The sequence below is a fragment of the Vibrio sp. 05-20-BW147 genome (genome assembly GCF_013369385.1).
In the GTDB taxonomy this organism is placed as follows: Bacteria; Pseudomonadota; Gammaproteobacteria; order Enterobacterales; family Vibrionaceae; genus Vibrio; species Vibrio floridensis.
Genome location: NZ_SZTO01000004.1, coordinates 37392 through 58105 on the forward strand (window position 1 = coordinate 37392; position 20714 = coordinate 58105).

A 20714-nucleotide genomic window follows, 5' to 3' on the forward strand; every position below is an offset into this window, starting at 1 on the left:
TCTTTTACAACAGGCCGCCTTTCACGTGGCCTGTTGTCGTTTATACCCGTTAATCGTTTATGCAAAGTGACTCGCATTGTCGATGTCGATTGGTAGGCAATAGACCCCAAGGATTTATCATCTCTTCAGGCCACATTAAAAAGAACGAAAACGATGAAAAAACAAACTCTTCTTTTGCCGCAATTGGTAGCACTTACCCTTTTGACTGGGTGTGTCACCGTCACTGAAGGCCAAGCACAAAAAGATCCGGACCCAATTGGCATGGCAGAATCTCGCATTGCCCTGGGGCTTGGCTATCTCGAAAATGGCGCGATGATCAAAGCCCATGACAACTTACAACAAGCCCTGACTCACGCTCCTGATTATTACCGAGCGCAGCTTTCCATGGCCCACTACTACGAACGTGTCGGCGAAAACGGCAAGGCCGAGGATATTTATCAAAAATCGGCTCGTCAGCACCCAAAAAACGGCAACGTATTGAACAACTACGGCACGTTCTTATGCAAAAAGGGCGAGTATGATAAAGCGGATCGTATGTTTAATCGTGCCATCGAGCAACCTTACTACTACTTGATTCCTGCCAGTTATGAAAACGCCGCGTTTTGCGCTCTGAAGGCGGGCGACAATGTAAAAGCGCAAACCTATTTTACTCGTGCGATTGACTACGACCCACACCGTCCCAAATCGGTGCTCAACCTCGCTAAGTTGGAAATCGATACCGGTAACTATACCCAAGCGCGCCTGCGTTTGATGCGCTTCCACCAAAGCTATGGGCTGCAAATTCCCTCGCTTAAACTGATGATCGATTTAGAAGACAAAGCAGGCAATGTGGCGCTGGTGAAGAAGTATCAGAGTGAATTGGACAAATTGACTGCCCGCCAAGGCTAGCGATTGCTAGCGGGTGAATTCAAAAGACGCGACTCACAAAAAACCTCTGCCCAAAAAGCAGAGGTTTTTTATGGTTTTACCGCCTACATAACTCAACGTCTTGAGGTTGAGTTGCGGATTTTGTAGCGATCTTTTCGGTGCGTATTGCGTAACTTACGCACCTTGGTTTTTCTCTTAATCGTCAGATATTCACGGTAAATAATCCGAATAAACGCAATTAAGCCAATGATGAGCAGAATGGTAAAAACGCTCAGGAAGCTTTCACACAGCCAATCTGGCTGACAGGGTAGATAAATTTCAAAATCCATCGCATGCCCTCCTATTACGCAACCTATTCGTTTTTAACTCGGGATGATTGTCTCCATCACCCTCGCAGTTTGATCCACTCTCCTCTTTGTTGTTTGTCCATAAATGACCAAGCAACAAAGCGACTGACCTTTTGTCCTTGGCTCATTTCGACGACACGAATACTGCGTACACCTAATTTTTCCAACTGTTTACGTAGAGGTCTTACGTTGTCTTTCTTCGAAACGAGCGTACTGAACCACAAAACCTGATGGGCAAAACGCTCACTTTCGTTTGCCATGCGCTTCAAGAAGGAGGATTCTCCACCTTGACACCACAACTCAGAATTTTGACCTCCGAAGTTAAGTATAGGTTTGTTTTTCGAGATTTTTTGTGAACCAGCTTTTGCTGTTACACCTTTTTTCAAACGGTTGGCGGAGAGGTTGTCTAATTTTCGTTGCGTGCCAAACGCCGCTTCCTGTGCCGAAGCGTGAAATGGCGGGTTGCATGTCGTCACATGAAAGTAGTCTGTGGGGCTAATAATGCCTTGGAAAATATGCTGTGACTGGTCTTGCAATTTGAGCTCAAGCTGCCCCTGCAGCACTGGGTTAGAGTCAGCGATGCGCTGCGCTGACTCAATCGATTTAGGGTCAACGTCACTACCCGTGTAGCGCCAACGATAGTCACAAATCGCAATAATGGGATAGATGGCGTTTGCACCGACACCGATGTCCAACGCCTGAACTTTCCCATGAGGAAATTTACCTTTCACCTCTCCTTCCAAGAGCTCCGCTAGACGATGGATATAATCCGCACGCCCGGGGATTGGCGGACACAAATAGCCTGCTGGTATGTCCCAATTTGCCACTTGGTAGTGAGCACTGAGCAGCGCTTTATTGAGCATTTTTACTGCCGTTGAATCTGAAAAAGAAATACTCGCCTCACCTTTAGGATTTTTGATCACAAAAGGAGCAAGCGATGGCAGCGCCTGCGTTAACTTAGCAAAATCGTAACGCCCTTGATGTTTGTTGCGCGAATGCAGCCCAGCACGCGTCACTTTGACAAAATCACAACTCAATTCAGACGCACTGAGATCACGACTCTTTTTCGTGCGCGGTTTTGGGGCTCGTTTCGCAGGCTCTAATGGCTTGGCGGATTTTCGTTTGTTCGTCATTATTTTTTTGCTTCCTGAGCTTTTAAATCGAGGTAAATCATAAACAGACGAGCATCCAGCTCTAGTTGGTGATAGTCCGGCTCCATGTAGCAGCAAAGAGAGTAAAAGGCTTTATCATGCTCTTTCTCTTTAATGTGCGCCAACTCGTGCACAACCAACATGCGCAGCAAAGGCTCCGGCGCGTCTTTAAACACATTGGCAATGCGAATCTCATTTTTCGATTTGAGTTTACCGCCGTGGTTGCGAGAGACGACACTGTGCAAGCCGAGCGCGTTGTTAATCAGATGAATTTTCCCGTCGTACACCACTTTACTGATGGGGCCCGTTTTCTTCATAAACTGGTTCTTGATCTGCATCGCGTAGTCAAACAATGCTTTTTCACTGCGAATGTCGTGACGCACAGGATAGCGTTTATCAAACCAAGGAATTAAACGTTGTGACTCAATCAATTGGGCCACTTGCTGCACGATATGCTGTGGGTATCCCTGAATGTAGCGAAGTGACGGATGCATCATGGAATCGGACCTGATCATTTTTCAAAGCGCGCTAGTTTACCTGACTCCGCCCCTTGAATCATCGCTTTTTCTTTTCGTCCGCAGCGAAATTGGCTACACTTGCGCCCCTTTTCATTACATGGCAAGACAAGATGAAACGTGTCGTCCTCTATATCAAAGACAAATGTCCACACTGCAAAGATGCGCAGCGCTATCTGGATAGCAAAGGCATTCAATACCGCTTGTGTAATGCCAAGATGCATCGCGGCCGTAAAGAGCTTGACGCGATTGGTGCGCGCTCTGTGCCTGTACTTAAAATCGGTGACCGCTTGATGATTGGTTGGAACCCAAAGAACTTTGAACGCATGTACGGCGATAAGTGATCACGGCTAAACATACTGCTTTATAAATTCGATAAAGGTGCGATCCGCCACCGACAGATAGCCGCCACGTCGCCAAGCCAATGCTAAGTTCAGGGTGACGGGCGGAGAAAATGGCACGCCGACCACGCCACTCTCATTCTCGGTCACCAATTGAAGCAATGCAGTAATGGCAAACTCTCGTTTTACGATCTTCAAAATCAATGGCAATAGATTGGTTTCAAAAGAATACTGCATTTCAATGCCATGCTGCTGGCTAAAGTGATCAAGAAAATCACGGTGGAAATAACCCGATTTGAACATCACCAGTTCATGTTGAAAAAACTCTTCAAAAGTGAGTGATGCTCGTTGCGATAACGAATGCTCACTGCCAACTACCGCCATCATCTGGCTAGAGAACAGGTGGTCTATTTCTAAATCGTCCGGTACGTCGTTTTCCGTGATCACGCCAATGTCCAAATCCCCATCAAGCAGCATCTTACGAATCGACTGCGTCCCCGCTTCAATCAGTGTCAGTTTGAGGTTGGGATAGTGACTTTTAAACGCCATTAAAATTTCTGGAAAGAAGTAGCTGCCCATCATGCTTGGCGCACCAAGGCGCACCTCACCTTTCTCAAGCCCTTTCAGTTCATTCATCGCCAACTCGGCATCATGCAGTTGCTGCACAACACGTTTGGCATGCTCATACAAGGTTTGCCCTTCCGTTGTCAGTGTGATCTGTTTGTCATCACGCTTAAATAGCGTCACGCCGAGGCTTTGTTCGAGCTTTTTGATTGAGACACTCAAGGCAGGCTGCGCGATATGCAAAGACTGCGCAGCACGAGTGAAATTTTTCTCTTCGGCCACCGCCAAAAATTGTTTGAGTTGTTTCGATTCCATCTAGATCAAAAATATATCGTCATAATATTTTTAATATATTTTGTTTATCACTACGTGACTGATACTGTGCTCACAAATCAGTAGGAGAATTAAGATGTACGAACTCGGCAGCTCTCAGTATCGCCATATCACCATTGCCTTGGCACTCGGTTCGTTTTTAGTTTTCTGTAATCTTTACCTCTTTCAACCCATGCTGCCTAAATTGGCGTTGGAATACGCGGTATCGGAAACACAGGTAAACTGGGTATTTGCCGCCACCACACTGGGTTTATCCCTTAGCCTTGTTCCCATGGCGGTGTTGTCTGAAAAAATTGGCCGACGCACGGTCATGTTGGCGGGTTTGTTCGCCATTCCACTGTGCAGTGCCGCTCTGCTGCTTAACGACTCTTTCTTGTTTATCGTCATTTGCCGAGCGCTCCTTGGGGTGGCGTTGGCGGCCTTTGCGGCAGTTGCCGTGGCGTACATGGCGGAAGAATTGCACCCCAAAGCGTTTAGCCACGCCATCGGCGGTTACATTGCGGCCAATTCACTCGGCGGTATTAGCGGACGAATCAGTGGCGGTTTGATGTCCGACTGGTTTGGTACCACGGTCGCAATTGAGGTGATGCTGGTCTTCACGCTACTGGGCGTGATTGCGGTGAGTTTTTTGCTGCCCAAGCAGAAACATTTCTCCCCCAGCACTCACAGCTTATGGCAACACAATCAGACCATCGTCCAGCACCTGCGTCACACACGAGTTTGGTTGGCAATGGTGATCGGCGGACTCAATTTTGCCCTTTTCGTTAACCTCTATTCGGTGATGGGATTTCGCCTCGTGGCAGAGCCGCATGGCCTACCCGTTGGCCTCGCGTCATTGATTTTTTTGTGTTACCTCGGCGGTACCATCAGCTCCAAATACACCGGCAAATGGAATCAACATTTTCATCCGGTCAGTGGCATGTTACTAGGCGCGGCGATCAGTTTGTTTGGCATGCTAATCACTTCGATTGAACATTTAGCCGCCATGTTTATCGGTTTAGTGCTGATTTCCTTCGGCGCTTTTTTCACGCACACTCTGGCGTATGGATGGGTCGGGCAAAAAGCCACTCATGCAAAAGCAACGGCAACCGCGATGTATCTGGTGCACTACTATGTAGGCGGTAGCCTTGGCGGATTCTTCTTGCTCTATTGCTGGCAACATTGGCAATGGAATGGTGTGATCATCGCAGCGCTGAGTATGTACGTATTACTGTTTGCCGTGATACTGCAACTGAAAAAGCCCAAATACGCGTGCATGGAAGAGGCCTTGGTCAAGCATCCTTGAGTCGTCAAAGGGGATAGGATTGAACCCCACGAGTGGTTATACTGCCCCCTCAACACGCAATAGAATACGATCATGACTCAAAGCTCAACACAACAAACCATTCATCAAGAAGTGAACCAATGGCTCAACGATGTGGTGATTGGTTTAAATCTCTGCCCATTTGCCGCCAAACCGCAACGCAATCAGCAAATCAAAATCCACGTCAGTGATGCCGATAACGAAGAGTTGTTGCTGCAAGATATTCTCAGCTTGCTGATGGAGCTCGATCAAACGGAGCCCAGTGAGTTAGAAACCACGCTGGTTGTTATCCCTAACATGCTCAGTGATTTTTGGGATTACAATCTTTTCATCGATTGGGTGGAAGCCTTGATCAAACAACAAGATTGGGAAGGCGTTTTCCAAGTGGCCACCTTCCATCCGGACTACTGTTTTGGTGGTGCCGAGCCAGAAGACGACGAAAACCTCACCAATCGATCGCCTTATCCGATTTTTCATCTCATTCGAGAAGAAAGCATGGAGAAGGTGCTGCGCCATTACCCTGACCCAGAATCGATCCCTGACACCAACATTGCTCGTGTTTCAGCGCTCAATGAAGAAGAACGTAAAAAGCTATTCCCTTATCTTTTTCGCTAAACAGCATAGGGCAAAGAACATCAACCAAATCTGAGACAGCGACCATGCACACTGAGCCGCAAGTACCGCTGCTTCAAATGGCAAGGGGATAGAGCTTACCTCTAGGCTCTGGTATCATTCGCCCTTACGTAAAACTATTGGAAAAACACATGCAATTGTCTCAACTTACCCAAGACATTTTTGATCACCTGTACCGTGACATCACTGAGTTCCGTAGCACGTTTGATTTGCCTGTGGCTGCACCTGAAAGCCTAGATGAAAAAGCGGACACGCTGCACACCTCTTTGATCATTGAAGAGATGACGGAGTTGGCAGAAGCGGATAGCAAAACAGAACAAGCAGATGCGATTGTTGATTCGGTCTACGTGCTTATGGGTCGCTTAGTCCACCTTGGCGCGGCAAACGTTGAAGACAATCTTGCTATCAGCTACTTGATTGATCTGCTGCTAAACGTCGCCAAAAATCGTGGTATCGACTTTATTCCATGCTGGGACGAAGTGCACTCAAGCAACATGAGCAAAGTGTGCCGCAATGAACAAGAATATGCCGACACTGAGAAGTTCTATGCAGAGCAAGGTGTTAAGTTGATGGCGGTGCAAAAAGGTGATTACCTGATTGCAAAATGTGCCGAAGATTTCGAAGGCGAAGGCAAAACGATTCGTGCTGGTAAGGTATTGAAATCGGTATACTACCGCCCTGCAGACTTGGCTCCACTGACTCAGTAAGCCATCTGTTCTTAGTTGGCCATCCGTTTTTAGCAAACCAACTGTTTGATGAAGCTAGCCCGCTAAGTGCGGGCTTTTTATCGGCTTTCAATAAAAGCTAAGTGAAAATCAAATACGGCTGCCCGTCAACAGCCACTTTTTTCACTGGCGTTTCAAATACCTGCTGTAGATTTTCCACACTCATCACTTCTTCTGCAGAGCCATATGCTGCGAGCACACCTTGGTTGAGCAGCAACACTTTGTCGGCGTGCTGATAGACTCGGTTGAGATCATGATTGGCCACCAAGACTACCAAGCCTTGCGCGGCCATTTCATCGATAAGTTGATACAACCACTTCGCTTGGGCAACATCCAGCGGCGCGGCAGGCTCATCCAAGATCAGCAATTGCGAGTAAGGATTTAGCGAGCGCCACACTTGCAAGCACACCGCAGCTAGACGCACGCGTTGCCATTCACCACCCGAGAGGGCCTGCACGCTGCGATGCAACTTGTCTTGCAGTTGCACCAACTCCACCACTCTACGCACAGCCGCTTGAACCTCTGGCTCAACCACATGCCTTCCAGCCGGTAACGAGAGCGCCAACATCTGAAACACATCGACGTTAAACGCCGGTCTCGATTGCTGGCACAGGTAAGCCCGATAAATCGCTTGTTCCGCTAAAGGCAGCGTGAGTAAAGAGGTCTCGTTGATCAACACTTCCCCTTTGGCGCCTTCGCGCGAGCTCAGTGTGCCCGCAATGGCTGACAATAAGGTACTTTTTCCAGAACCGTTTGGGCCCGCCACATACACTTTTTCACCTGCAGCGCATTGAAAAGACAGGGGTAAAAGCCGATTGCCGACACTAATATGATTAATGTGCATCGTGGCTCCTTATCAGCATCCAGATAAAGATGGGCGCGCCAATAGTGGTGGTCATCACCCCCAGCGGCAGCTCTGCCGAATCCAATAAAGTTCTTGCCCAAATGTCAGAAAAGACCAATAACGTCGCCCCGGCAAACGCCGACAGCGGCAACAAGAATCGGTTTTCGGAACCAAACGCCATGCGCAGCAAATGAGGCACAACCAAACCAACAAAACTGATTATGCCGCCAAGGGCCACCGCACAGCCAATCAAGATGGAGATCGCCAAAATCAGCCGCCAACGTACCTTGTGCACATCAACGCCCAGTTGCGCAGCGTGCGTTTCACCGAGCATCAGTTTGTCCAAAGTTTGCCCCTGCAGACAGAGCCAAACCAAGACCGGAAGCAACACGAGTGTCACCAGATGATGATGCCAACTTGCCCCGCCAATGCTCCCCATTAACCAATACATCAGTTGACGTAAGCTGAGATCGTCACTGAAATAAAAGGCCCAAGTGACAAACGCGCCCGATAAAATACCGAGCGCCACCCCCACGAGGAGCATTCTCGAGGTCGACAAGTGCATCGCTCTTGCCATCCCCACCAAAATCAACGTAAAAACCAAGGCACCAATGATCGCTGCCAGCATAAACACCGTTGGTGTCGGCATCACAGGCAATAAAAAGAGCGCAATCACCATGGCCAAACTTGCCCCGCCGGAGATACCTAACACACCAGGTTCAGCAAGCACATTGCCAAGTAAGACTTGTAACGTCGCCCCCGAGACCGCTAATGCCGCGCCGATCACCATTGCCGCCACCAGTCGCGGCAGGCGCAGATCAACCAACAACTTGTGTTCAAAGCTGCTCAAGGAAGAAAACGGAGAAAGAAAGACTTCACCTACCATCAAATAGAGAGCAGAGAGAACCAAAAGCACAGCCAACATCACCAATAAGGTGGCTCGCCATCGCTTCTCTTTGTGGGCTATCAGTTGGTGCAGTTCCATGGGCAATGATTCAATTCGCTCGCTAAACAAAAGGCTTAACTCTAACGTTAAGCCTTTCAGAAATAAACCATTAAACTCGCTCTCTTGGTGCTCTTAAGCAGCCAAAGAGCAAAAGAGCTTAATCGTAAACCAGTTGATCGTCTTCAAAACGGGCTTTGACCTTACAAACCATTAGTGCGGCGCGTTGACCAATCGCCACGTTCCGGTTAGGGAACACAATCGCTTCATTGTCATTCTTCGCCATCAGCGGCTTATCACCATCGTGGCCAAACACTTCACCGTGCATAAACGAGGTAAAGTTTTCCACGCTGTCATCAAAGCGGAAATCAAAATCCTCATGTAAGCGCACGATAGTACGGCTCACTCGGTAGGTAATCGCAAGCTTAGGCAAATGCTCTGGGGTCACTTCCGCGATCAAATCACGCATGGTTAAATCCAGTGCGGTAAATCTGCTTAAATCATTTTCACCAATGCGAGCGACTCGGCCTAACTCCATCGTCAGTGCTTGAGCAGAATAGTATTCTGCACTGAACCAGCTAAACGTGCTGGATGGTGAGTTAGAGAGCAGCAACGCTTCGACATGGCTGTGGTTGACAAAATCGACCAACGCTTTTGAACGTGTCGGATGGCGTGTTTTCGGACTGATCGCGAATGAATAGTGCTTCGACGCTCGTATCGCGCAATGCAAATCTAAGTGCCAACGGCTCTCTACAGGCGTGTTATCGAAAAACGCTTTCACCAATAACTTCAGTTGATCGGCAATCACCAACTCTTTGCTTGGCTGATGCTCTTTTTCATCAAACAGACGGTTGAGGTTTTCTTCAATAAAACGCGTGTGCGCATTGGTCGCTTCTGGATGAGCGATGATAAATAAACAACGCGCTTGCACATCTTGAAAGCCCGTTTCGATATCGTGAACAATCTTGTCAATCAGTTCCATCGGTGCGGTTTCATCACCGTGGATCCCTGACGATAAAATGATATTTTTTGTTTCCGCGCTGTTGTTTGCCGGAATGACTTCTAACACACCACGCTGATGCAGCTGCAATCTTACCCCATTGCTTAACGTCGTCGCTTTCGCCTCGACAGATTGCTGCATATTTAGGGTGTCTGACAAAAACGATTGGCGAAAGAGAGAATTCGTCATGCGTTACTCCTTAATTGCACGGCGGTATGTTAATAAAATGTACACAACATTTATGTTGCTAGGATCTCACTTATCAAGAGAAATCGAAGTTTTCACCGCAAAAAGCCAAGAATTGCGTTCATTCTGGACGATTTGCTGACTGAGATCACCGTCGCCGAACACTTCTTAAACAATAACAGTATGTTAGGGAGTGAACTCTACCACATCCCTAACCATTTCCGTTATAACAAGATCACGGAATTTTATTTTCCGATCTGCACCAATAGTTGTTCAAATTCATCCACTTTTTCACGGATACGTTCGATGCTCTGTTGCCAGAAATCCGCTTGCGTCAGATCCATTTGCAGATGCTGCGCGACCACCTCTTCCGCCATCATTGCTCCTGTATCTCGCAGCAAAGCGACGTAATCACGATAGAAAGACTCTCCCTTTGCCGCGCGCTGAGCGTAGATGCCTTTCGAGAAAAGGTAACCAAACAAATAGGGGTAGTTGTAGAAACTGATTTCTGAAATCGAGAAATGAAGTTTGCTGGCCCAGAAATAGGGATCGGATTCTGACATTGAATCGCCATACCACGCTTGCCAAGTTTCACTCATCAACTGGCAAATATCATCCGCCGACAATTCACCGCTGGCACGACGCTCATAGAACGCTTTTTCAAATTCGTAACGCACAGGAATGTTGATGGTAAGCGCGTAAGCAGAAGAGAGCTCTTCCCACAACATTTCCAGTTTCTCTTCAGCGGTGGCCGCTTGTGCAATCAGGTAATCCTGAACAATGTTTTCCGCAAAAATAGACGCCGTTTCTGCCAGCGTCATTGGGTAACGCGTTTGACAAAGGGGCATGTCTTTCATCACCCAGTTGTGGAACGCGTGCCCGAGTTCATGGGCCAAAGTCAGCAGATCCGAACGGCTGCCCGACCAAGTCATAAACACCAGCGGTGTGCGGGTGGCCGCTAATTTAGTGCAATACGCACCGAGACGTTTATTTTCCGAAGGCGCAGCATCAATCCAGCCATTTTCCACCATGAGATCAACAAAGCTTGCCATCTCTGGGTTGACTTGTGCAAACGCATTGCGGATCACCTCAATCGCTTCATCAAAGCCATACACTTTGGCTTCGCCGTCAAACGCTGGCATTGCGGCCAAGTGATTCCAAGGCTTCATTGCCTCTAAGCCATGCACGCGCGCCATTAGCTTCCCCGCCTTCTGGCCAACCGAGCGACTTTCCTTTGCCACAGAGATCATGGTTTCTAAGGTCTGAGCCTCAATACGGCTCTCATAAAGGCTTGGCTCTAAGAAGTGGATATTGCGTTGGTGCGAGCGCTTTTGGTATTCGGTTAAACGCCAGCCAGAAAGCGCATTCAAAATTGCCGCAAAGGTTTCACGATGTGTTGCCATTGCGTTTTGAATCCCACGCCACGCGGGTTCTTGACGAGAGAATTCGGCCCCATAAAGCAAGCTGGCGGCTTGAGAAAATCCAAGCGTTTCTTGTGTGCCATCTTCAGCATCTAGGGTGATTTTTAAGGTGCCAGTCAGGTTGTCGTAGAGACGGCCCCAACCATCGCGCCCGTCCACCTGCATCGCAGAAAGTAGTTGTTCCTCAGACACACTCAAGCTTTGATCCGCCAGCTTACGCAGTTGCGCAATGGAGAATACCTGACCAGCCACATCGGGATTGTTGCTCTCTAAAACGTCGGCGATGAAATCGTCATCTGCGTGCATTAGCGCCAGTTGGTATGGGCTAAATGCCTGTTCCATTTCAGAACTCAGCTTGGCCATGCGCCCAACCAAAGCTTTGGCTTGAGGATGAGTTACATCCACCGAGGTATAACAGTTGGCAAAGGTGTAAACCGTCGAAAGTAAACGCCCTGCGGCTTCTCGGGTGACGATGGCATTTTGCATCACGCTCACCACTTCACGCTGTGACGCTTGTGTATTGAGCAGTTTGATGCACTGCTCGATCAGTTCGATATCTTGTTCGATACGAACATCGGTTAAATCTGCATAGGCAATAGAAAGATCCCAGCTTGGCGCGGTCATTCTGTGTTCCTTATGAATCTGTGACTAATCGACTGGATGATTCGTCTGTTCTTCCCTGATAGAGAGAGGCATCCCGATCATTTTGACTGTCGGAAACTGCGTTTGGTCACTATCGGTAAAAATCGTTATGTGTGTCAGACTTGCGTTCTCAATGGCCAAGTTTTGATACCAGTGAGGGCTTTGCCAGTCTACACCCAAAAGGTGAGCTAAGATAAGTCGAATTACACCACCATGAGTGATGATTAACACTTTGCGATGCTCTGTGCTGATGATTTGCGACCAGCACTGCACTACCCTTTGCTGAAATTCAGCCAACGTCTCGCCCTCTGGCAACGAGGCATTGGCAGGGTCTTGCCAAAAGGCGTTGAGGAGAGGCCACGGATAGTCTTGAGTATCAAAAGGCACTCCGTCTAACAAACCAAAGTCCATCTCTTGTAGGTCTGCTTGCAATTGAATTGGCCAATGGTGTTGTTGACCCAGCAACTCCGCCAACTCATGGCATCGAGAGAGAGGCGAGCTTACGATGAGTTCAACATCGTCATGCTGAGCGAACAACGCTTCGGCAATCGCTTGCTGACGATCCGCCGGTACCTTGGCATCGGTTCGGCCAAATAAACCCGCTTCCGCTGCTGTTTTGCCATGACGCAGTAAGATCACTTCCATCGTATTTCCCTATTGATGACCACTCGATTTCAGTATGAGGGGTAACCCCGCCGCGATTAGGGTGACGTTGTCACACACCTGAGCAAGTGATTGATTCATACGACCTGCATTATCCACAAATAGGCGGCTGATTTGCCCTAAAGGCACCACGCCTAACCCCACTTCATTGGAGACCAGAATGATCTGTGCTGGGCTTTCTTTCACAACGGATGCCAACTGGGCAACCTTTTGCTCCAGTTTTTCGTTGCTCGCTTGCTCACCAAACTCAAACAGCCAGTTATTGAGCCACACCGTTAAGCAGTCCACCAGCACCACATCATCAGCACCAAACTGCGAGAGTCGCTCCGCTAAGTGCAGCGGCGTCTCATGTTCACACCAACCTTGTCCACGTTGCTGTTGGTGATGGTGAATGCGCTCTGCCATTTCTTGATCAAAAGGCACCGCCGTGGCGACGTAGTGACATTTTGCATCATGTTGTTGAGACCATTGCCGCGCAAGCTGTTCAGCAAAACGAGATTTACCCGAGCGAGCCCCACCCAACACCAGCGTTTTGTTGGTTGAATAACTCATCGTCACTGCACCACCGCAATCAGAACCAAATAGATGCCGAGTTCCATCAATTGTTGAGCCCCGCCCAAGCAATCTCCGGTAAACCCGCCCAAACGCGCCAGCAGCCAACGTTTGAATGCCCAGCGGAAGAGGATCGCAAATAAAATCAATAGCAAACCAACACCCAGCCCTAAGCTGATTGCCGCTAATACCCCCGTGAGGATCAGTATCGCCAGCTCCGTGGAGGATTGTGCATTCGCCAATGGCTTGCTTTTACTGGTATCGCTGTCAGAGACATAAGGCATGTCGTAAATCAGTGTGGCGGCAACGGCTCGGCTCAAGGTGTAGGCGACAACAATCATCAAGCCAAAGTCGGGTTGACGTGCCAACGTGGTGAGAAAAACGAACTTACCCATCAGCGCCATGGTCAATGTGGCGCTGCCATAGGTTCCGATACGACTGTCCTTCATGATGGTGAGGCGTTTGTCGAGCGTCATCCCTCCACCAATGCCATCCGCCATGTCAGTGAGTCCATCTTCATGGAAGGCGCCTGTCAGCAGTAAGCTAAACGCCATCATCAGGACAATCGCCACCTGATAAGGGAAAAACAGCGATGCAAACGCATAAACCAGTACGCACAGCAAGCCAAGCAATGTACCGACTAAAGCAAAGTAACGCCCAGCCTGATTCATTCTTTCATCACTATACGGTGTTGATTTCGGCACAGGCAAACGGCTAAAAAAGCTCACCGCCAAACAAAACAATTGGTACTGATACTGCCAGGTTTTCATATCAAACCGTTACTCCTGCGCTTTCAAAGCTTGCCATATTGTTATAAAACTGCGCCGCTGCTTTTAATAGTGGGTACGCCAGCGCGGCTCCTGTTCCTTCACCAAGACGCAGCCCCAAATCCAACAAAGGCTTCGCTTCAAGGAGTGACAACACAATTTGGTGCCCTTGCTCTTCGGAGCGATGAGCGAACAACAAGTAGTCTCTCACCTCCGGTTTCAGCAACGTCGCGATATAGGCCGCGACCGAAACAATAAAACCGTCCACTAGCACTGGAGTTTTATGCTCAGCCGCAGCGATAAACGCGCCAGCCATGGTCACGATCTCAAACCCGCCGACTTCAGCGAGGATCGCATTAACCGATAGACCTTCACAGCGCCCTACGCCTTGCGCCACGACTTTAATTTTGTGCGACAGTTGCTCTTCATTAATGCCCGTACCTCTACCGACACAGTGATCCACTTCGTGGCCAGATAATGCACTGAGCAGCGCCGAGGCAGAGCTGGTGTTGGCAATGCCCATCTCGCCAAACATCAATAAATCCGCACCTAGAGCAATTTTCTCTGCCGCTATTTGTTGACCATTGCGCAAAGCTTGTTCGACTTGCTCAATCGTCATGGCCGACTCAATGGCAAAGTTCGCGGTACGTGAGCCCAAACGACGTAAGATGAAATTCGGAGCGTCACTGTCGACAGGCAACAAAATGCCACAATCAACCACCGTCAGGTCGATGTTATGAAGCGCGCAAAAGCAGTTTATCGCCGCACCACCTGCGAGAAAATTCAATACCATTTGTTGTGTCACCGCACTCGGTGCGATGCTTACCCCTTCATCTGCGACACCGTGGTCACCGGCAAAAAGCAGCATCTGCGGCTGCTTGAGCTCAACATGCGTCGCCGCTTGCTCTTTACCTTGGCTTTGGATGAGTGCCAATTGTAAGGCGACTTGCTCGAGTTGCCCCAGTGCGCCTAGCGGTTTGGTTTTGTTGTCGATGATGTGCTGGATCTCAGCGGCAAATTGTTGCTCTAACATAACGGTCCCTGTTGGTGTCGAAATGGCGTAAAAACAAGAAGTTCTCTAGTGTACAGGCGAAGGGATCGTGGAGAAAGAGTCAAGATACGCTTCATCGAGGGAATTAGCGGTCGACAGCCATTTTCTGCTGAGCACCCATTTGACTGATCGCGACTTAACCGTGGCCATCTCTGCGCTTCGATTTTCTCAAATTGCGAATCAAAACCACATTTTTTGCACAAAGCGTGCGGTTTCAGCGCTCAACGTCCCCGAAACGGCGTTCAGATGATGGCATAGGATATGCAGGGATTATCCTGTCTCCAACACACTGAGGTACCTGTTATGTTTGCCAATCAAAGTCGTAGACCGAAATCGGGTGGCAATGCGAAGCGCCCTCAGAACAATCGACAAGTTCCATTGTCGATGACCTAACTCCCACACAGGGCCCTTTCGGGCCTTTTCTTTTGTTACCGCCATCAAACCCTCGAACGCTTTCCATTGCTAAACTCAAGAGAGTTCAACAAGATAACCCTCTTGATGGTTTTAGGAGCAACACGATGACGATTCGTGGTGAAAACACAGCAGTCATAGTCGCTGGCGGAACAGGCCTAGTGGGGTCGCAATTGATTGAACAGATCTTACCGCATGAGGCAATCAGTACACTTTACGCCTTAACTCGCCGCCAAATTACCGTCAACATTCCCCAAGCGATCAAACTCGTTAATCTGATCGAGCCCGATCTGCTCATCTCCGATTGGCCAGATGAAAGAGCGAGGCCCACGGTAGGCTTCATCTGTTTGGGGACCACCATAAAGCAAGCCGGAAGCCAAGAGCAATTGCGTCAGATTGATGTTGAACTGGTGTGCCAAGTCGCTCAAACCATGAAATTGCTTGGTGTTACGAGAGTCGCCGTGGTATCAAGCCTCGGCGCAGACGCACAATCGCGCTTCCATTACCTCAAATGTAAAGGACAGATGGAGCGAGCTCTCATGAACATGGGCTTTGAACAGCTCGTCATCGTTCGCCCCGGCCCACTCAAGGGCCAACGCCACGCCTCGCGCAGTGATGAAAAATGGTTGCAACGGCTGATGCGCCCGTTTATTCCCTTAATGCGCGGCAAACTCCGCAATTACACCCCTATCGATGCCAAAGAGGTCGCGCTAGCCATGCTCTATCGTGTTTTTGCACCTCATCCACAGAAAGTGGAAATTTTGCATAAAAACGAGATGGTTAAATTGCTCGAGCAATACCGCTAAACACGGGAACTCATTGCCAGCAAGGGCTCACAATGGTCTAATACACGCTTCGTTTGAACGCTAGGTAAGCCGAATGCAGCAAGACAATCAGCCCACTTTCTTCTTTTTTGACTATGAGACTTGGGGAACCAGTCCAGCAAAAGATCGCCCATCGCAATTTGCTGGCGTTCGTACCGATGAAAACTTCAATATCATCGGCGAACCATTGGTGATTTATTGTCGCCCACCTGCCGATTATTTACCGGCCCCCGAAGCCGCACTCATTACCGGAATCACGCCACAAAAAGCGCAGAAAGAAGGCTTACCCGAGCCAGAATTTATCGCAAAAATCCACGCAGAGTTGTCGCGTCCGAACACCACTAGCCTTGGCTACAACAGCATTCGCTTTGATGACGAAGTCACGCGTTACACCTGCTATCGCAATTTCCTCGATCCCTATTCATGGAGCTGGCAAAACGGCAATTCACGCTGGGATCTGCTTGATGTGATGCGAGCTTGTCACGCATTAAGACCGGAAGGGGTGGAATGGCCGGAAAATGAAGAAGGCTTTACCAGCTTTAAACTGGAGCACCTTTCTGTAGCCAATGGCATTGAACACAGTAACGCCCATGATGCGATGGCCGATGTGATCGCCACCATCGAAATGGCGAAAAAAGTCAGAGCCGCGCAACCCAAATTGTTTGATTACTTCTTTAGCATGCGCCATAAGCGTAAGCTCAATGAGTTGATCGATATTGTTAACATGACCCCTTTGATGCATGTCTCTGGCATGTTAGGCCGAGAATGCCAATACACCAGTTGGATTGTGCCGTTAGCTTGGCACCCGACCAACAACAATGCGGTGATTGTGGTCGACTTAGCCAAAGATCCTCAACCCCTCTTTGATTTGGATGCCGATGCGCTGCATGAGCGTCTTTACACTCGTCATGATGAGCTCGGCGATTTATTGCCTGTGCCAGTTAAATTGGTGCATTTGAATAAGTGCCCGATTTTAGCGCCAGCCAAAACCCTCACTGCGGAGAATGCCGCCAATATCGGCATCGACCGAGAACAATGTTTGGCAAACTTAGCCCTTATTCGCCAGCATCCAGAAGTGCGAGAAAAGTTGGTGCAGCTGTTCTCAATTGAACGCGAGTTCGAGAAAAGTCATGATGTCGATACCCTGTTGTACGACGGTTTCTTCTCGCCTGCCGACAAAGCCTCGATGGACATTATCCGCCAAACCGATCCAACGCACCTTGCCGCTTTGGACATCACGTTTAACGATAAACGCATCGAGCCGCTGCTGTTTCGCTACCGTGCGCGCAATTACCCATGGACGTTGGATGAGAACGAACAGCGCCGTTGGGCGAATCATTGCCGCGAATACTTCGAAAGTCGAATTGAAGAGTACATGCTTAATTTGGAAAACTTAGTTCACGAACATGAAAGTGACGAAAAGAAAATGGCGATATTAAAATCCGTGTACCGCTATACTGAGAGCTTGATCTCATAATTGTTGGGAGCCAAAGGGCTCCCATTATAAAAATGACTCCCTAACTATGAAATTCTCCCCCAAAGATTTGTTTGGCCTTGTTCTATCATTTGGCCTTATTTTCCTAGCCCTGACGATTGGTTCAGGCATTCAGCACTGGACAGGAACCTCAGTGCCAGGAAGTGTAATAGGGATGTTGGTGCTGTTCGTATCGATGGCGATTGGCTTGGTCAAAGTCGAATGGGTCAAACCGGGCGCAAGCTTATTGATTCGCTACATGATTTTGCTTTTTGTGCCCATCAGTGTCGGGCTGATGGAGCATTTTGACATGCTCATCGCCAATGCTTTACCTATTATTGCCAGCGCGATTGGTGGTTCACTCATCGTATTAGTCAGCCTTGGTTGGCTGCTGCAGCGCATTCTTGGTAAGGAGGCGTAATCATGTGGTTACTCGTTACTATTGCCGTCTTCTTATTTGCCCGTTGGCTTGCCATCAAAATCAACAATCCTTTGGCTAACCCGCTACTGATCAGCATCGCTATTTTGATTCCGATGTTGACGGTGTTAAAGATCCCGTTTGAAACCTATTACGCGGACAATCAATGGATCAGCTACATGTTGCAACCTGCGGTGGTCGCCCTTGCTTACCCTTTATATGAGCAGTTGCCACAAATTAAAGCCAATTGGCGAATCATTGCCTTAGCATGCACTTTAGGCAGTGTGATGTCGATGCTCACCGCCATGCTCATTGCCGTCGCCTTCAAGGCAGACATTAGCTTGATCGCTAGCCTGCTTGGTAAGTCAGTCACCACGCCGATTGCAATGGAAATCTCAAGCCACTTAGGAGGCGAAGCCGCCGTTGCTGCTATTCTGGTGCTGCTCGTTGGGCTGTTTGGGGCAATCCTTGCCTACCCAATCTATAACTTGCTTGGCATTAAGCACCCTATCGCACGTGGACTCACCATGGGGACAGTTTCGCATGCGCTCGGTACCGCGACCTGCGTGGAGAAAGCACCGGGTGACGCCGCCTTTTCTTCTTTAGCGTTAGTACTGTGTGGCATCATTACTTCTATTCTCGCACCAAGCTTTTTCGCCCTCGCGGTTTGGCTATACGGTTAACACCGACTTCTGACTAAGACGCCCTCTTGCTTATGCTGAGGGCGTTTTTTTATTCACGCTTTTATACAGTGCTATACAGTAGTTTTACTGTTCATCTTACCAATCGACTCAGCTACCAGTGATATTCGTCACAAATCCTCATACTTATCACTACGTACCAAACGAAATATAAACCAATAAAAATCAAATAGATAACAACATATCTTTTTCACCAGACAATCGGTTTAGGTGAAAAATCCAACAAAAAGAGTTGATCAATCGCCTTAAAAAAACTACTGTATACAAATACAGCATGTATAAAGGAACAGTAAGATGCAGATTCAAACTCAAACTCGACCCTATTCTCGTTTTAACGTGTTAGCTCAGCCAACCGTACCTATGAATGTTTCTGATCAGTTGTTGCAAAAGCTGGCTAATCTTTCCGCTCAGAACCAGTGGATTTTGTTTACAGCCGAGTGCCCAAGACCTGACTTTGCACAACTTACTGCTTCCAATATCCGCTGCCAGAACGTCATCCAGATGAAAGCTTCTCAGACGATGACTGAAATGGAGATCGTGATGAAAGCAATTCGCTCTGGCAATGCCGCTGCGGTTGTCGCTTCCGATCAAATCGATTTGATTAACCAATCTTTGCTTAGCGATCTCGCTCGCGAGTATGGCTGTGAAGTGTTTTTCGTTGAAGGCAGAGCACACAAGTATCACTAACAAGTTCAACGTTATCCATCCTGCATCTCGCCTCCCAAATGGGAGGCATTTTTTGTTTGGCAAAAACAAGGCAAACGTTTGCTTTTTCTCTGGCGACTTCAAATAGTTCTGGTATCATGCCCCGGTAATCGATGAATCCGTTAGATTTTGTTGTCCGATTCATTTCCCGCATGACGTTTGAAATTATGATAGGAATGTCAAAATGAGCCTTGCTGACCAAGTACTTGCCGTCAACGATGACCTACCCATCCGCACCGATAAACCTGTACACAGTGGAAAAGTTCGCTCTGTTTACTGGTTGACCGAAGAAGACAGTGCCCGACTGATTAAAGAGAAAGGATACAATGTTGCCCCTGACGCCCCATTGGCGATCATGGTGATCAGCGATCGTATTTCCGCTTTTGATTGCATTTGGCATGGAGAGCACGGGTTGAATGGCGTACCGGGTAAAGGCGCTGCGCTCAATGCCATTTCAAACCATTGGTTTGGCTTGTTCAAAGAAAATGGCCTTGCTGACAGCCACATTCTGGATATTCCACATCCTTTTGTCTGGATCGTACAGAAAGCCAAACCGGTGAAAATCGAAGCGATTTGCCGCAAGTACATTACTGGTTCAATGTGGCGTGCTTACGAAAAGGGTGAGCGTGAATTCTGTGGTATTCAGCTACCAGAAGGCTTGGAAAAAGACAAAGCATTGCCGGATCTGCTCATGACACCTTCAACAAAAGGCATTTTGAAAGGCATCCCAGGTGTTCCAGAAGCAGACGACGTTAATATCACCCGCCAAAATATCGCCGACAACTTTGCCGCGTTTAATTTCTCTAGTGCTGACGATATCGCGCTTTACGAAAAACTGCTGAAAGACGGCTTTGGTGTGATCAGTGAAGCATTGGCGAACGTTGGTCAAATCTTTGTTGATACCAAATTTGAATTTGGTTACGTCACTGATGCGGCTGGAAATGAAAAACTGATTTACATGGATGAAGTGGGTACACCAGACTCATCACGAATTTGGGATGCCCAAGCGTATCAAGCAGGCAAAATTGTTGAGAATTCAAAAGAAGGCTTTAGACAATTCTTGCTCAACTACTTCCCTGACCCAGATATTTTACTTAATAAAGATCGTATGCCTGAGCGTGAAGCGCTCGCTCGCGACAACGAACTGCCTGAAGAAGCACTGATGGCGGTGTCTCGTACTTACATTAACATCGCAGAGAAAATTACCGGCAAAGAGATCGTCTTAAGCGACAATCCAAAGCAAGAAATCATCGATATCCTTGGTCGCGAATACGGTTTGATTGACTAAGTCATCGGCAACGATTCAAAACAAAAAAACGCCTGCATCGCTGCA

Annotated in this window: 23 protein-coding genes; 11 read left to right on the forward strand and 12 right to left on the reverse strand. The window is 48.3% G+C overall.

The window, feature by feature from the left end:
- The first annotated feature begins 153 nt into the window (after window positions 1-153).
- Window positions 154-888 carry a type IV pilus biogenesis/stability protein PilW gene (gene pilW / locus FC652_RS04565; protein WP_103185159.1) on the forward strand — a complete coding sequence of 245 codons (735 nt, stop codon included), beginning with the start codon at window positions 154-156 and terminating at the stop codon, window positions 886-888.
- A gap of 92 nt (window positions 889-980) precedes the next feature.
- Here pilW and FC652_RS04570 read toward each other — a convergent pair whose 3' ends face one another.
- From FC652_RS04570 to FC652_RS04580, 3 genes are read right to left on the reverse strand one after another with little or no spacing between them, the layout of a single operon-like run.
- The gene (locus tag FC652_RS04570) at window positions 981-1196 is read right to left on the reverse strand and encodes a hypothetical protein (protein ID WP_011080609.1); all 216 of its coding nucleotides are present in this window, start codon (window positions 1194-1196) and stop codon (window positions 981-983) included.
- Between the two features lie 56 nt (window positions 1197-1252).
- Window positions 1253-2347, reverse strand: a complete 1095-nt coding sequence (rlmF, locus tag FC652_RS04575; RefSeq protein ID WP_176297646.1) for a 23S rRNA (adenine(1618)-N(6))-methyltransferase RlmF — start codon at window positions 2345-2347, stop codon at window positions 1253-1255.
- Window positions 2347-2859, reverse strand: coding sequence for a YgjP-like metallopeptidase domain-containing protein (locus tag FC652_RS04580; RefSeq protein ID WP_013571934.1), 513 nt, complete (start codon window positions 2857-2859; stop codon window positions 2347-2349). The genes rlmF and FC652_RS04580 overlap by 1 nt, the downstream gene beginning before the upstream one ends.
- 134 nt (window positions 2860-2993) lie before the next feature.
- Here FC652_RS04580 and FC652_RS04585 point away from each other — a divergent pair, with 134 nt between their 5' ends.
- The gene (locus FC652_RS04585) at window positions 2994-3224 is read left to right on the forward strand and encodes a glutaredoxin family protein (RefSeq protein WP_011080612.1); all 231 of its coding nucleotides are present in this window, start codon (window positions 2994-2996) and stop codon (window positions 3222-3224) included.
- A 6-nt stretch (window positions 3225-3230) separates the two neighbouring features.
- Here the strand turns inward: FC652_RS04585 and FC652_RS04590 are convergent, their stop codons facing one another.
- The gene (locus tag FC652_RS04590; RefSeq protein ID WP_013571935.1) at window positions 3231-4100 is read right to left on the reverse strand and encodes a LysR family transcriptional regulator; all 870 of its coding nucleotides are present in this window, start codon (window positions 4098-4100) and stop codon (window positions 3231-3233) included.
- A gap of 94 nt (window positions 4101-4194) precedes the next feature.
- Between FC652_RS04590 and FC652_RS04595 the strand changes: the two genes are divergently transcribed.
- The 3 genes from FC652_RS04595 to FC652_RS04605 all read left to right on the forward strand — a co-directional run bounded on the left by FC652_RS04595 (window position 4195) and on the right by FC652_RS04605 (window position 6761).
- The gene (locus tag FC652_RS04595) at window positions 4195-5403 is read left to right on the forward strand and encodes an MFS transporter (protein WP_011150123.1); all 1209 of its coding nucleotides are present in this window, start codon (window positions 4195-4197) and stop codon (window positions 5401-5403) included.
- A 72-nt stretch (window positions 5404-5475) separates the two neighbouring features.
- Window positions 5476-6036, forward strand: a complete 561-nt coding sequence (locus FC652_RS04600) for a DUF1415 domain-containing protein (RefSeq protein ID WP_108693898.1) — start codon at window positions 5476-5478, stop codon at window positions 6034-6036.
- 149 nt (window positions 6037-6185) lie between these two features.
- On the forward strand, window positions 6186-6761 hold the full coding sequence (locus FC652_RS04605) for a nucleoside triphosphate pyrophosphohydrolase family protein (protein WP_045620114.1): 576 nt from the start codon (window positions 6186-6188) through the stop codon (window positions 6759-6761).
- Between the two features lie 97 nt (window positions 6762-6858).
- On the opposite strand, the gene btuD is transcribed toward FC652_RS04605, so the two are convergent.
- From btuD to cobT, 8 genes are all read right to left on the reverse strand, one after another.
- Complete coding sequence (gene btuD / locus FC652_RS04610) at window positions 6859-7623, reverse strand: vitamin B12 ABC transporter ATP-binding protein BtuD (RefSeq protein ID WP_176297647.1); 765 nt, start codon at window positions 7621-7623, stop codon at window positions 6859-6861.
- On the reverse strand, window positions 7613-8608 hold the full coding sequence (btuC, locus tag FC652_RS04615; RefSeq protein ID WP_011080618.1) for a vitamin B12 ABC transporter permease BtuC: 996 nt from the start codon (window positions 8606-8608) through the stop codon (window positions 7613-7615). The genes btuD and btuC overlap by 11 nt, the downstream gene beginning before the upstream one ends.
- A gap of 118 nt (window positions 8609-8726) precedes the next feature.
- Window positions 8727-9755 carry a succinylglutamate desuccinylase gene (locus FC652_RS04620; protein WP_176297648.1) on the reverse strand — a complete coding sequence of 343 codons (1029 nt, stop codon included), beginning with the start codon at window positions 9753-9755 and terminating at the stop codon, window positions 8727-8729.
- A 242-nt stretch (window positions 9756-9997) separates the two neighbouring features.
- Window positions 9998-11797 carry a M3 family oligoendopeptidase gene (locus tag FC652_RS04625; RefSeq protein WP_176297649.1) on the reverse strand — a complete coding sequence of 600 codons (1800 nt, stop codon included), beginning with the start codon at window positions 11795-11797 and terminating at the stop codon, window positions 9998-10000.
- 24 nt (window positions 11798-11821) lie between these two features.
- Window positions 11822-12460 carry an alpha-ribazole phosphatase gene (cobC, locus tag FC652_RS04630; RefSeq protein ID WP_176297650.1) on the reverse strand — a complete coding sequence of 213 codons (639 nt, stop codon included), beginning with the start codon at window positions 12458-12460 and terminating at the stop codon, window positions 11822-11824.
- A 9-nt stretch (window positions 12461-12469) separates the two neighbouring features.
- Complete coding sequence (cobU, locus tag FC652_RS04635) at window positions 12470-13030, reverse strand: bifunctional adenosylcobinamide kinase/adenosylcobinamide-phosphate guanylyltransferase (RefSeq protein ID WP_176297651.1); 561 nt, start codon at window positions 13028-13030, stop codon at window positions 12470-12472.
- A 2-nt stretch (window positions 13031-13032) separates the two neighbouring features.
- Window positions 13033-13800, reverse strand: a complete 768-nt coding sequence (locus tag FC652_RS04640) for an adenosylcobinamide-GDP ribazoletransferase (protein ID WP_130248552.1) — start codon at window positions 13798-13800, stop codon at window positions 13033-13035.
- Between the two features lies 1 nt (window position 13801).
- Window positions 13802-14830 (reverse strand): nicotinate-nucleotide--dimethylbenzimidazole phosphoribosyltransferase, encoded by a 1029-nt coding sequence (cobT, locus tag FC652_RS04645; RefSeq protein ID WP_176297652.1) that lies wholly within the window; start codon window positions 14828-14830, stop codon window positions 13802-13804.
- A gap of 536 nt (window positions 14831-15366) precedes the next feature.
- Between cobT and FC652_RS04650 the strand changes: the two genes are divergently transcribed.
- From FC652_RS04650 to FC652_RS04675, 6 genes are all read left to right on the forward strand, one after another.
- A complete protein-coding gene (locus tag FC652_RS04650; protein ID WP_176297653.1) occupies window positions 15367-16065 on the forward strand; it encodes an oxidoreductase in 699 nt (232 codons plus the stop codon).
- A gap of 73 nt (window positions 16066-16138) precedes the next feature.
- Window positions 16139-17560 (forward strand): exodeoxyribonuclease I, encoded by a 1422-nt coding sequence (sbcB, locus tag FC652_RS04655; protein ID WP_130267917.1) that lies wholly within the window; start codon window positions 16139-16141, stop codon window positions 17558-17560.
- A gap of 46 nt (window positions 17561-17606) precedes the next feature.
- Entirely contained in the window at window positions 17607-17978 is a 372-nt protein-coding gene (locus FC652_RS04660; protein ID WP_011080627.1) for a CidA/LrgA family protein, read from the forward strand.
- A 2-nt stretch (window positions 17979-17980) separates the two neighbouring features.
- Window positions 17981-18658: an LrgB family protein gene (locus FC652_RS04665; protein ID WP_011080628.1), complete on the forward strand. Its 678-nt coding sequence runs from the start codon at window positions 17981-17983 to the stop codon at window positions 18656-18658.
- Between the two features lie 312 nt (window positions 18659-18970).
- Window positions 18971-19363 (forward strand): SulA-like leucine-rich domain-containing protein, encoded by a 393-nt coding sequence (locus tag FC652_RS04670; RefSeq protein WP_011150110.1) that lies wholly within the window; start codon window positions 18971-18973, stop codon window positions 19361-19363.
- Between the two features lie 202 nt (window positions 19364-19565).
- Window positions 19566-20669 (forward strand): phosphoribosylaminoimidazolesuccinocarboxamide synthase, encoded by a 1104-nt coding sequence (locus tag FC652_RS04675; protein WP_176297654.1) that lies wholly within the window; start codon window positions 19566-19568, stop codon window positions 20667-20669.
- Window positions 20670-20714 lie beyond the last annotated feature (45 nt).

Bases quoted from the DNA above. Each gene is read 5' to 3' on its own strand.
- pilW (WP_103185159.1), top strand. From the start codon at position 154: ATGAAAAAACAAACTCTTCTTTTGCCGCAATTGGTAGCACTTACCCTT.
- FC652_RS04570 (WP_011080609.1), bottom strand. From the start codon at position 1,196: ATGGATTTTGAAATTTATCTACCCTGTCAGCCAGATTGGCTGTGTGAA.
- rlmF (WP_176297646.1), bottom strand. From the start codon at position 2,347: ATGACGAACAAACGAAAATCCGCCAAGCCATTAGAGCCTGCGAAACGA.
- FC652_RS04580 (WP_013571934.1), bottom strand. From the start codon at position 2,859: ATGCATCCGTCACTTCGCTACATTCAGGGATACCCACAGCATATCGTG.
- FC652_RS04585 (WP_011080612.1), top strand. From the start codon at position 2,994: ATGAAACGTGTCGTCCTCTATATCAAAGACAAATGTCCACACTGCAAA.
- FC652_RS04590 (WP_013571935.1), bottom strand. From the start codon at position 4,100: ATGGAATCGAAACAACTCAAACAATTTTTGGCGGTGGCCGAAGAGAAA.
- FC652_RS04595 (WP_011150123.1), top strand. From the start codon at position 4,195: ATGTACGAACTCGGCAGCTCTCAGTATCGCCATATCACCATTGCCTTG.
- FC652_RS04600 (WP_108693898.1), top strand. From the start codon at position 5,476: ATGACTCAAAGCTCAACACAACAAACCATTCATCAAGAAGTGAACCAA.
- FC652_RS04605 (WP_045620114.1), top strand. From the start codon at position 6,186: ATGCAATTGTCTCAACTTACCCAAGACATTTTTGATCACCTGTACCGT.
- btuD (WP_176297647.1), bottom strand. From the start codon at position 7,623: ATGCACATTAATCATATTAGTGTCGGCAATCGGCTTTTACCCCTGTCT.
- btuC (WP_011080618.1), bottom strand. From the start codon at position 8,608: ATGGAACTGCACCAACTGATAGCCCACAAAGAGAAGCGATGGCGAGCC.
- FC652_RS04620 (WP_176297648.1), bottom strand. From the start codon at position 9,755: ATGACGAATTCTCTCTTTCGCCAATCGTTTTTGTCAGACACCCTAAAT.
- FC652_RS04625 (WP_176297649.1), bottom strand. From the start codon at position 11,797: ATGACCGCGCCAAGCTGGGATCTTTCTATTGCCTATGCAGATTTAACC.
- cobC (WP_176297650.1), bottom strand. From the start codon at position 12,460: ATGGAAGTGATCTTACTGCGTCATGGCAAAACAGCAGCGGAAGCGGGT.
- cobU (WP_176297651.1), bottom strand. From the start codon at position 13,030: ATGAGTTATTCAACCAACAAAACGCTGGTGTTGGGTGGGGCTCGCTCG.
- FC652_RS04640 (WP_130248552.1), bottom strand. From the start codon at position 13,800: ATGAAAACCTGGCAGTATCAGTACCAATTGTTTTGTTTGGCGGTGAGC.
- cobT (WP_176297652.1), bottom strand. From the start codon at position 14,830: ATGTTAGAGCAACAATTTGCCGCTGAGATCCAGCACATCATCGACAAC.
- FC652_RS04650 (WP_176297653.1), top strand. From the start codon at position 15,367: ATGACGATTCGTGGTGAAAACACAGCAGTCATAGTCGCTGGCGGAACA.
- sbcB (WP_130267917.1), top strand. From the start codon at position 16,139: ATGCAGCAAGACAATCAGCCCACTTTCTTCTTTTTTGACTATGAGACT.
- FC652_RS04660 (WP_011080627.1), top strand. From the start codon at position 17,607: ATGAAATTCTCCCCCAAAGATTTGTTTGGCCTTGTTCTATCATTTGGC.
- FC652_RS04665 (WP_011080628.1), top strand. From the start codon at position 17,981: ATGTGGTTACTCGTTACTATTGCCGTCTTCTTATTTGCCCGTTGGCTT.
- FC652_RS04670 (WP_011150110.1), top strand. From the start codon at position 18,971: ATGCAGATTCAAACTCAAACTCGACCCTATTCTCGTTTTAACGTGTTA.
- FC652_RS04675 (WP_176297654.1), top strand. From the start codon at position 19,566: ATGAGCCTTGCTGACCAAGTACTTGCCGTCAACGATGACCTACCCATC.